Source organism: Caecibacteroides pullorum (genome assembly GCF_019239235.1).
Lineage (GTDB): Bacteria > Bacteroidota > Bacteroidia > Bacteroidales > Bacteroidaceae > Bacteroides > Bacteroides pullorum.
On record NZ_JAAZTS010000042.1, the window covers coordinates 1 to 10,615 of the forward strand.

The 10,615-nt window shown below is 55.0% G+C and carries 11 protein-coding genes; 5 read left to right on the forward strand and 6 right to left on the reverse strand.

The features are described 5' to 3' along the window. Positions 1-127: 127 nt before the first annotated feature. The 3 genes from HF894_RS14650 to HF894_RS14660 all read right to left on the reverse strand — a co-directional run bounded on the left by HF894_RS14650 (position 128) and on the right by HF894_RS14660 (position 2,904). Positions 128-700, reverse strand: coding sequence for an adenylate kinase (locus HF894_RS14650; protein WP_022021068.1), 573 nt, complete (start codon positions 698-700; stop codon positions 128-130). 83 nt (positions 701-783) lie between these two features. Further along, positions 784-1,326 (reverse strand): hypoxanthine phosphoribosyltransferase, encoded by a 543-nt coding sequence (gene hpt, locus HF894_RS14655; protein ID WP_204973345.1) that lies wholly within the window; start codon positions 1,324-1,326, stop codon positions 784-786. Positions 1,327-1,365: 39 nt separating this feature from the next. After that, positions 1,366-2,904 (reverse strand): peptide MFS transporter, encoded by a 1,539-nt coding sequence (locus HF894_RS14660; RefSeq protein ID WP_204973347.1) that lies wholly within the window; start codon positions 2,902-2,904, stop codon positions 1,366-1,368. Positions 2,905-3,061: 157 nt separating this feature from the next. Between HF894_RS14660 and HF894_RS14665 the strand changes: the two genes are divergently transcribed. Then, positions 3,062-4,582, forward strand: coding sequence for an NAD(P)H-hydrate dehydratase (locus HF894_RS14665; RefSeq protein ID WP_204973349.1), 1,521 nt, complete (start codon positions 3,062-3,064; stop codon positions 4,580-4,582). A 397-nt stretch (positions 4,583-4,979) separates the two neighbouring features. Here HF894_RS14665 and HF894_RS14670 read toward each other — a convergent pair whose 3' ends face one another. Together HF894_RS14670 and HF894_RS14675 are read right to left on the reverse strand one after the other, a co-directional pair. Beyond that, positions 4,980-5,666, reverse strand: a complete 687-nt coding sequence (locus tag HF894_RS14670; protein WP_246593279.1) for a DUF5715 family protein — start codon at positions 5,664-5,666, stop codon at positions 4,980-4,982. Between the two features lie 136 nt (positions 5,667-5,802). Next, positions 5,803-6,342: a flavodoxin family protein gene (locus tag HF894_RS14675; RefSeq protein WP_204973351.1), complete on the reverse strand. Its 540-nt coding sequence runs from the start codon at positions 6,340-6,342 to the stop codon at positions 5,803-5,805. A gap of 128 nt (positions 6,343-6,470) precedes the next feature. Here HF894_RS14675 and truA point away from each other — a divergent pair, with 128 nt between their 5' ends. The 4 genes from truA (at position 6,471) to HF894_RS14695 (ending at position 9,394) form a co-directional block, all read left to right on the forward strand. Continuing rightward, complete coding sequence (gene truA / locus HF894_RS14680) at positions 6,471-7,220, forward strand: tRNA pseudouridine(38-40) synthase TruA (protein WP_204973353.1); 750 nt, start codon at positions 6,471-6,473, stop codon at positions 7,218-7,220. A 32-nt stretch (positions 7,221-7,252) separates the two neighbouring features. Beyond that, positions 7,253-8,152, forward strand: coding sequence for a DMT family transporter (locus HF894_RS14685; protein WP_204973355.1), 900 nt, complete (start codon positions 7,253-7,255; stop codon positions 8,150-8,152). 95 nt (positions 8,153-8,247) lie between these two features. Continuing rightward, positions 8,248-8,742: a GAF domain-containing protein gene (locus tag HF894_RS14690; RefSeq protein WP_204973357.1), complete on the forward strand. Its 495-nt coding sequence runs from the start codon at positions 8,248-8,250 to the stop codon at positions 8,740-8,742. Between the two features lie 4 nt (positions 8,743-8,746). Continuing rightward, a complete protein-coding gene (locus tag HF894_RS14695; RefSeq protein ID WP_204973359.1) occupies positions 8,747-9,394 on the forward strand; it encodes a DUF3256 family protein in 648 nt (215 codons plus the stop codon). Here the strand turns inward: HF894_RS14695 and HF894_RS14700 are convergent. Next, the gene (locus HF894_RS14700; RefSeq protein ID WP_021846244.1) at positions 9,381-10,271 is read right to left on the reverse strand and encodes a YitT family protein; all 891 of its coding nucleotides are present in this window, start codon (positions 10,269-10,271) and stop codon (positions 9,381-9,383) included. The two genes, HF894_RS14695 and HF894_RS14700, sit on opposite strands and share 14 nt — an antisense overlap. Positions 10,272-10,615 lie beyond the last annotated feature (344 nt).

The following is a 10,615-nucleotide window of genomic DNA, read 5'->3' on the forward strand; positions in this document are numbered from 1 at the left end:
ATCTTTAGGCTTAAAGATACAAAATCTTTAGGTAATAACAAAGCCCCAGCTTGTGAAAGTCGGGGCTTTGTGCTAAACAAAGAAGGTGTGCTTTTTGACACACCTTCTTCTTTGGAGCGAGAAGCGCTTACTTCACTGCATCAATCGCCTTACAGATGTCAGCTGTGATGGTCTCCAGCTCGCCCAGTCCGTTGATGTGGGCGTAGAGGCCTTCCTGCTTGTACCAGTCGATGAGCGGAGCGGTCTGGCTGTGATAAACGGTGAGGCGCTTCTTGATGGTCTCTTCGTTGTCGTCGGCACGGCCCGACTGCTGTCCGCGCAGGATGAGGCGCTTCATCAGTTCGTCTTCGGGCACATCGAGGTCGAGCATCACGCTCACCTGCTGTCCGCGTTCGGCCAGCATCTTCTTCAGGGCTTCGGCCTGTGCGATGGTGCGGGGGAAACCGTCGAAGATGACGCCTTTCGAATCCTTGAAGCTGTCCAGCGTGGAAGCCAGGATGTCAATAATCAGGTTGTCGGGAAGGAGCTGGCCCTGGTCGATGTAACCTTTGGCTGTCTTGCCCAGCTCGGTTCCGTTCTTTATTTCGGCACGCAGCACGTCACCTGTGGAGATGTGGTTGATGCCATACTTTGCTACAATTCTCTCGCTTTGTGTGCCCTTGCCAGAGCCGGGGGCACCGAAAATTACAATGTTCAGCATATTTTAATTAAGAATGAAGAATTAAGAATGAAGAATTGAGAATGGAGAATGAAGAACGGTTGTCATTCTTCATTCCTCATTCCTCATTCTTCATTCACAACTGTATAAATGTCCTTATAGTTCCGTCCGAAGCCGTCGTAATCCAGTCCGTAACCCACGATGAAGTCGTTGGGGATGCGCATGGCGGCATATTCGATGTTGAGGTCCACCTTCAGCTTCTCGGGCTTGACGAGCAGGGTGGCGATATGTATCTCCTTCGGTCCGCGGGTACCGAGCGTCTCAAGCAGACGTTGCATGGTGAGGCCTGTGTCTACAATGTCTTCCACGATGACGATGGTACGCCTGCTCAGGTCTTCGTTGATGCCGATGACTTCCTTGACGGCGCCTGTCGATGACACGCCCTGGTAGGAGGCCAGCTTGACGAACGATATCTCGCAGGGGATGGTGATGCGTTTCATCAGGTCGGCGGTGAACATGAACGAACCGTTCAGCACGCTCAGGAAGAGCGGGTTCTTGCCTGCCAGATCACGGTTGATTTCGTTGGCTACGCGGCTCACTTCTTTCAGTATATCCTCCTCTTTGATGGAGACGGTGAATTTCTTGTCTTTGATCTGTATGCTATCCATGGGACTTGTGAATATTAAATTGGTGCAAAGGTAGCGAATTTATTCCACTCCGTGCATCATCTTCTGCAATTTCTTCGACAGCAGGAAGAGGATGACCGACGCGGCGGCCGACATGACGACGAACACCAGAAAGAAGTCGTACATCGTCTCGATGCGGTAGCCCATCAGCGTCTTCACCTTTCCTGCCTCGGGATAGAGGCCCGAGAGCGTACCGGCAAACTTGTTGGCCGTGGCTGTGGACAGGTACCAGATGCCCATCATCAGGGAGGCGAAACGGACGGGTGTCAGCTTGTTCACCATCGACAGGCCGATGGGCGAAAGGGCAATCTCACCCATCGTGTGGATGAAGTACAGGCCGGTCAGCCAGATGAGGCTTACCTTGACGCCGGGCTGCACGTCCTTCACGCCGAAGCAGATGACCAGATAGCCCAGCGACAGGAGCAGCAGGCCGATGGCCTGCTTGGTGGGCGACGTGGGCTCCATGCCCCGACGTGCCAGTGCTCCCCATACGCCCGGCATGACGGCTGCCAGAATGACGACGAAGAAGGGATTGAACGACTGAATCCACGAAGCAGGCATTTCCCAACCGAAGATGACGCGGTCGGTCTGCTCCGAGGCAAACAGCGTGAGCGAAGCGCCTGCCTGCTCGTAGGCTGCCCAGAAGAAGATGACGAAGAAGGCGATGATGTAGATGACCAGGATGCGGTCGCGCTCAATCTTGGTGAGTGAGCCGTCCATCAGGATGCTGGCCGGGAAGACGATGCAGGCCGTAAAGATGCCGATGCTGATCCAGTCGTTGCCGAAGCACCCGTAGAAGAACAGGGCCAGCACGACGGCCATCGCACTGCATATCCACAGGTTGCGGCGTTTGCGCCGAAGCTCCTCAGGCGTCTGGGCCTTTACGGAGGTGCCTTCCGTCTCTTTGCGTGCATCGGGCACGATGCCCAGTTGCTGGCCGTCGGGGCGGATGAGGTAACGGTTCTTCTGCGTCTCGAACAGCACGACGGTCAGCACCGTGACGATGGCGGCAATCAGGAAGCCCCATTTGAAGTCCTGCGGATTACCCGTCTCGCCGAAGTAGCCGCAGACAAGCGGAGCAAGGAACGACCCCACGTTGACGCCCATATAGAAGATGGTGTAGGCCGAGTCGAGCCGACGGTCGCCGGGTTCGTACAGCTGCCCGACGAGCGACGACACCGTGGGCTTGAAGAATCCGTTGCCCAATATAAGGAAGGTGAGTCCGCCATACATCAGTCCCCTCGACAAATCCTGAGCATCGAGCATGGAAGCGCTGAAGAACATCAGAAACTGCCCGACGGCCATCAGTACGGCTCCCCAAAAAACGGAGCGGCGGATACCCCAATACTTGTCGGCCACGTAGCCGCCGATAAGCGGAGTCAGATAGACGAGGCCCGTGTAGCTGCCGTAGATGGAAGCTGCCGTCTCGGTGTCGAGCAACAGGGCTTGGGTGAGAAACAGGATGAAGATGGCACGCATGCCGTAATAGCTGAAACGCTCGGCCGTACTGGTGGCGAAAATCAGATAGAGGCCTTTGGGATGTTTGTTGGTTGTATTCATGTGTGGTCTTTGTTTTTGCGGCGCGAAGTTACGAATTATCGGGCGAATGCGTTCCTTTTTGCCTTCTACATTTTTCAGAAAGATGGCATGAAACGCGTTTGCATTTGCGAAATAGAATCGGAATGCCTACTTTTGTAGAAAACTGTAAGCAAGCATTATGAAAATATTTCCGACTTCGGGCATCCGCCAGCTGGATGCCTATACCATCGAGCACGAGCCCATTGCCTCCATCGACCTGATGGAGCGGGCCGCACGAGCGCTGGCTGACGCCATCATGGAGCAGTGGCCCGATACCGACACTCCTTTCACTGTATTTGCAGGTCCCGGCAACAACGGGGGCGATGCCCTGGCCGTGGCACGACTGATGGCCGGACAGGGCTATCGGCTGGAAGTCTTCCTTTTCAACCCGCAGGGAAAGCTTTCCGAAGACTGTGCCGTGAACCGTGAACGCCTTTTCGAAGTGGAAGGCATCACTTTCCATGAAATCTCCACCCAGTTTGCCCCTCCCACACTGACGGCAGACCACGTGGTGGTGGACGGCCTCTTCGGCAGCGGGCTGAACAAACCGTTGGGCGGAGGGTTTGCCGCCGTGGTGAAGTATATCAACGCCTCGCCCGCCCATGTGGTAGCCATTGACGTGCCGTCGGGCCTGATGGGCGAGGACAATACCTATAATATAGCAGCCCACATCGTCCGCGCCGACCTGACCCTGAGCCTGCAACTGCCCAAGCTCGCCTTCCTCTTCGCCGAGAACGAAGCCTATGTAGGCGAATGGCGCCTGCTGGACATCGGCCTGAGCGAGGAAGCTATCGAAGAAACGGATACCTATTTCGAACTGGCCGACGACGAGGTGGCCTCCCTGCTCCGTCCGCGCGGACGCTTTGCCCACAAGGGCAACTTCGGCCGTGCGCTGCTCATTGCCGGTTCGCAGGGCATGGCGGGCGCATCCATCCTCGCCGCCCGCGGCTGTCTGCGCTCGGGCGCGGGGTTGCTGACCGTGCATGTTCCCTTCTGCAACAACTTCATGGTGCAGACGTCCGTACCCGAGGCCATGACCGAGCTGGACTACAGCGAGACGCGCTTCTCCGAACCGACCGACACGGACGACTATCAGGCCGTGGGTATCGGTCCCGGCCTGGGGCGCGACCCGCAGACGGTGGACGCCGTGCTGGAGCAGATACGCACCTGCCAGACGCCGATGGTCGTCGATGCCGACGCGCTGAACGCCCTGGGCGAGCACCGTTCGGGCCTGAACGACCTGCCCGAGGGGAGCATCCTGACGCCCCATCCCAAGGAACTGGAGCGGCTGGTGGGCAAGTGCCACAATTCGTACGAGCGGCTGATGAAGGCGCGTGAGCTGGCGCAGAACACGGGGGCGCACATCGTGCTGAAGGGGGCCTACACGGCGGTGGTGTCGCCCGACGGACGTTGCTGGTTCAACACCACGGGCAATCCGGGCATGGCGACGGGCGGCAGCGGCGACGTGCTGACGGGCGTGCTCCTGGCACTGCTGGCGCAGGGCTACGATGCCGGGATGGCGGCCCGCCTGGGTGTCTACGTCCACGGTCTGGCGGGCGACATCGCCGCGCGCAAGCAGGGCCGCACGGGCATGACGGCGGGCGATATCGCCACTTGCTTGCCCCTGGCGTGGAAGTTGCTGGAAGAAAAGGATGAATGATTTTCGGAGCCGTCGGAATGTCCGGCGGCTTCTCGGAGCATTGGGAGAGCCCGTCGGAATGTCCGCCGGGCTCTCCGCGTGTTTGGAGAGCCTGTCGGAATGTCCGCCGGGCTCTCCGCGTGTTTGGAGAGCCTGTCGGAATGTCCGAAAGCTTCTCCGCGCGTTTGGAGAGCCTGTCGGAATGTCCGAAAGCTTCTCCGCGTGTTTGGAGAGTCTGTCGGAATGTCCGAAATCTTCTCCGCGTGTTTGGAGAGTCTGTCGGAATGTCCGAAAGCTTCTCCGCGTGTTTGGAGAGCCTGTCGGAATGTCCGAAATCTTCTCCATGCGTTTGGACGGTCCGTCGGAATGTCCGCTGGGCTCTCTGCACATCGGGACGGCCCGTCGATGAAAATTCCGGTTATTTTCGGGTGGTGATGTGGAAGCAGGCCTGCTTGATTTCGTATTTCACGTAGCAGCGGTCGGCCCGGCGCAGGTCGCGCAGCACCTCGGCCAGCACCAGCTTCAGCGTGTCGGCGCCGACGTCCTGCATGGGGCGTCCGTCTTCGTCTTCCACCTTCTGGAAGCGCTTCCAGCTGATGTCGAACGTCGTTCCGTAGGCGTGGGTGGAGTTGCTCGAGGCGTTGGTGTTGCGGCGGCGCAGGCGCTTCACGTCCTTCTCCGTGCGCAGGACGGAGGTGACGATGATGCGGTTCGGGTTGAGGCCCTTGGACGCGAGCGAGTCGAGGAAATTCTGCCCGATGGTGTCCAGCAGGGCTGCGGCGCCGGGAATGAGGTAGGGGATGGAGTGGTTGAGCGAGTCGACGGCATAGCGTTCGTTGGACTCAATAAAGGTCAGGCGGTCGGTCATTTCTTCCGCTTCTTCGCGCGAGGCGATGGGGCTGATGCCGATGGCCTGGGCCACGTTCAGCTGTTTCTGGTTCAGGTCGCCGAAGGTGCGGCCGAAGTTGGCTACGCCGTGGATGTTGCGCGGTTCGTTCATCTTCATCGACATGTCTTTCTTCTTGCATCCTGCAAAGGCGGAGGCGAGGCCTGCCGTCAGCAGCAGGCAGGGTAGGAGGCGCGAGGCCCGTTGGATCAGTTTCATTTTCATTGCTCGTATTAAGTCGTTTTGTTTCGTGGTTTTCCGTAAACCGCGTGCAAAGATACAGCAAACCTCGGAAGTACAAAAAGCAAAAGATAGTTTTCGTTTTTCTACTTCCGAGGCCTTTCCCTTTTATCCTTTAAAGATTTTTCCCGGCTTCGTAGGCCTGCGCCAGGGCCGGATGCCCTGCTATCTCTCCCGGATGCCATACGCCTCCGGCGAAGATGTTGCCTTTCACTTGCGGTCCTTCCAGACAGTCGAGGAAGCCCTGGAAGCTGTCGGCAATGCGCTGGGCGATGGCGTCGTCGTCTTCGGCGGCGGCCGAGATGAAGTAGAATTCCTTGCCGGTCATCTCGGTATAGCGTCCGCAGCAGCGGTCTATCAGGGTTTTCATCTGGGCACTGATGGCATAGAAGTAGACAGGCGTACCCAGAACAATGACGTCGGCTGCTACCATCTTCTCGATGATTTCTGCCGCATCGTCTTTCTGCGGGCAGGGCTTTTGGAGGAAGCTGCAGGTGCTGCATCCCGTACAGTAGTGGATGGTTTTGTCACGCAGGAATATTTTTTCGACGGTGTGTCCACTTTCTACGGCTCCGCGCATGAATTCATTGCACAGCGTGTCCGAATTGCCGTTGCGGCGCGGACTGGAAGATAAAATCAATACTTTCTTTGTCATAATTTACGTTGTTAAAGGTTGCAGGCAAAGATACGCAGATTTTGCTTTCCGCATTGTATATAAATTGCGGATTGTATAATACAAAATACATGGATTATCCGTACCTTTGCCTCCCAAAAGATTATTGGATGCAACGATATTTCATTGATTTGGCTTACGACGGCACGGCCTACCACGGCTGGCAGGTGCAGCCCAATGGGGTGAGTGTACAGGAGTGTCTTGAGAAGGCGCTGTCTACGTTGCTGCGCCGCGAGGTCGGCGTAGTGGGGGCCGGGCGTACGGATGCGGGGGTACATGCCTCGCTCATGGTGGCCCATTTTGATGCCGACGGTCCGCTGGACGAAGTTTTCATGACCGACAAGCTGAACCGCCTGCTGCCGCCGGATATCTCGGTGTACCGCCTGCGGGCGGTGAAGCCCGAAGCGCATGCCCGCTTTGATGCCACCTCGCGTATGTACAAGTATTACGTTACGACGGCCAAGTATCCTTTTGACCGGCAATATCGTTGCCGACTTTTCCAACGCCCCGACTTCGATCGGATGAACGAGGCGGCCCGGACGTTGTTCGACTATACCGACTTCACCAGCTTCAGCAAGCTGCATACGGACGTGAAGACCAACAACTGCCGCATCATGGAGGCTGCCTGGACGCAGGTGGACGACGTGACGTGGGTCTTTACCATCCGTGCCGACCGCTTCTTGCGTAACATGGTTCGGGCGGTGGTAGGAACTTTGCTCGAGGTGGGCCGCGGCAAGATGGACGTTGACGGCTTCCGTCGCGTTATCGAGCAGAAAGACCGCTGCCGTGCGGGCACGTCGGTGCCGGGCAATGCCCTCTTTCTGGTGGACGTCACCTATCCTGACTCTCTGTTTATATAGTTCATAACCGATATTTTATATTTGTTTGATCCATGTGGTTACTTCTTGCTTTTCTCTCGGCCGCGTTGCTGGGATTTTATGATGCTTTCAAGAAAGAGTCGCTGCGCGACAATGCCGTGCTGCCGGTTCTGTTTCTGAATACCGTTTTCTCCAGTTTGGTGTTCCTTCCTTTCATCCTGTTGTCCTTTTGGGCGCCCGACGTGCTCAGTGGGACGATGTTCGACATGCCCGTAGCGGGCTGGGAGGCGCACAAGTACATCCTGCTGAAGTCGTTCATCGTTCTTTCGTCGTGGATATTCGGCTACTTTGGCATGAAGCACCTACCGCTCACCATCGTTGGCCCCATCAATGCCACGCGTCCCGTCATGGTGCTTATTGGCGCCCTGCTGGTGTTCGGCGAGCGGCTGAACCTCTACCAGTGGATTGGCGTGCTGTTGGCCGTGCTTTCGTTCTTTATGCTGAGCCGTTCAGGTAAGAAGGAGGGCATCGATTTCAAACACAACAAGTGGATTCTGTTCATCGTTTTGGCGGCGGTGACGGGCGCCATCAGCGGCCTATACGACAAGTACCTGATGACGCAGCTCCATCCCATGCTGGTGCAGTCGTGGTACAACGTCTACCAGGTGTTCATCATGTGCCCCATCATTCTGCTCCTGTGGTATCCGCAGCGCAAGACGAGCACGCCCTTCCGCTGGGAGTGGACCATTGTGGGCATCTCGTTGTTTCTCTGCGCAGCCGATTTCGTCTATTTCTACGCCCTCAGCTACGAGGATTCCATGATTTCCATTGTCTCGATGGTGCGTCGTGGCAGTGTGGTAGTCTCCTTCCTCTTCGGCGCCCTCTTCTTCCACGAAAAGAACCTGAAGAGCAAGGCGGTCGACCTCATCCTGGTGCTCATCGGTATGTTCTTCCTCTACCTGGGCAGCCGCTGACAGACGGATATAAGGAGAATTTAACGTCGGACGGTCTTGTATCTTTCCGCGTTAATTCTCATATTTGCATCCGCAATTAAAATTCAATTGATCGTATGGCAGAAGATTTGTATATCAGCGGCGGCACGAAGGAAGAGCGCTATGCAGCCCTGCTCCCTCAGCTGGAAGGCCTCTTGGCGGGCGAAACCGACGAGGTGGCCAATCTGGCGAACGTGGCGGCAGCCTTGAAGGAGACGTTCGGCTTCTTTTGGGTGGGTTTCTATCGCGTGTCGGGCGACGAACTGGTGCTGGGGCCTTTTCAGGGGCCTGTGGCCTGTACGCGCATCTGCAAGGGACGTGGCGTCTGTGGCACGGCGTGGCAAGAAGCCCGCACGCTGGTGGTGCCCGATGTCGACGCCTTCCCCGGTCACATCGCCTGTAGCTCCCTTTCGCGCTCGGAAATTGTGGTGCCGTTGACCGACGGCGCGGGCGCGGTGTGGGGCGTGCTCGACGTGGATAGCAGTGAACTCAATACGTTCGACGAAGTGGACGCCCGCGGCCTGGAGGAAGTGTGCCGCCTGCTCCGTCGCAATGCAGACAAAAAAGAATAGAAGAATGAAGAAACTATATACCTTTATATCTGTAGCCCTTTTGGGCATGGCTCCCTTGTTCGGCCAGACGGCCAAAGATTGCTTCAAGGCGATGCCCGACAGCCTGACGCCCTTGTTGACGGAGGTCAACAAAGCCGACTGTATTGATTTCCTCGAAAGCAAGATGAAAGCGGAAGTGACTAATCGCTTGGGGCAGAAGTCCGAAATGACCGAACTTGCCCCCGACTATATCCGTATGCAGATGACAAGCCGCAGCTTTTGGCAAATGAAGATGCTGAATGTGAACGATTCGACGCGCGTTGTGTGCACGATTTCCACCGTCAACGGCCCTGTGCCCGACAGCGATGTCTGCTTCTATACCACGGAGTGGCAGGAACTTTCCGCCTCCTCTTTCCTTCAGATGCCTGTATTGGAAGACTTTCTTTCTGTCCCCGACTCTCTGAATGATAACGGTGTACGGCAAGCCATGAGTCAGGCAGATATGACATTGGTTATGGCCAACCTTTCTTCCAAAAACGACACGCTGACGTTCTCTTTTACTACTCCCCGCTATATGGACAGCGAGGCGAATGACGTGTTGAAACCTTTCATTCGCCCCGTGCTGAAATATGTGTGGAGGGAAGGACGCTTCGTTCCTGTCACTTCCCTTTGATTCGGTCGAATCCTTCGCCGTAAACGCCAATAACAGCGCTTTGTGATACGAATGCATTCGGGTCAATCTCCTTAATCAAATGGAAGATGATACCCGATTCACGCTTCTTGGCAAGGATGAATAACATCTTGATTTCCTTACCAGTATAGAAACCTGAGGCGTTGATTACCGTTACGCCGCGGTGGGGATAGACATTGATGCGCTTGCCTATTTCTTCGTATTTGTCGCTGATGATGAAGAACTGTACCGACTGACGGGCGCTGTTTACCACCTGGTCAAGAACAAAGCTGCAGATGTAGAGCGTTACGTATCCATATACAACTTTTTCCCAATCTTTTAGTACGAAATAGCTTGACGAAATGATAATCAAGTCACATATCAGCATCACCTTTCCTAAGGTGATGTCTCTGTACTTATTGATGATAGCTGCGATGATATCCGTACCGCCTGTGCTTCCGTTTGACGAAAAGGCTATGCCGATGCCGCTCCCACAGAAGGAGGCGCCAATAACACAGGCCATGAATGGTTGGTCGTGAAGCAGTGTGATGCCTTGCGTCACCCGTTGGATCAGCGATAGGAAGAAGGTTAGGGTGAATACAGCAAAGATGGTCTTTATGCTGAATTTCCATCCCAAGATACGGATGGCTAATAGCAGTAAGATGAAATTGATAGAAAAGTAGACATACTGCACAGGAAGTCCAGTTGCAAAATAGACAATAGAAGCAATACCAGGTACGCCACCAGTCGTAATGTCGTTGGGCAACAAGAAAACGGTCCATCCGATGCCGTATAAAATCATTCCTAAGGCTATCATAACGTAGTCCTTGGCTTCGTGAATAGCCGCTTGTTTGGATGGAAATTTGAGTTTTGCGTTCATTTTCTTCTTCAAATTTAGTATAAGGTCCTTGAAAACGGGCGCAAAATTAATTCTTCTTTTGTTCAGAAACAAGAAAAGACTACATTTTTCATTCAGTCCTTATGAGGATCGTAATCTATTGACATCATGACTTTTTAATTCTTCTTATAGAAGGAATTTTTTCCTCAGTTATCGGTATCTTTTTCTCCAATAGGCCAGAACTTTTTCTCCAGTTAGGAAAAAAGCACCGTTTTCTTCTCCTTAAATCATCGCTTTTCTCTCCCTAAATCATCGTTTTCTTGTTTTGCTCCCATAGAACTTACCTGTAACTGTAATTGTAACGCGCGCGCTCATGCGCATGAAAT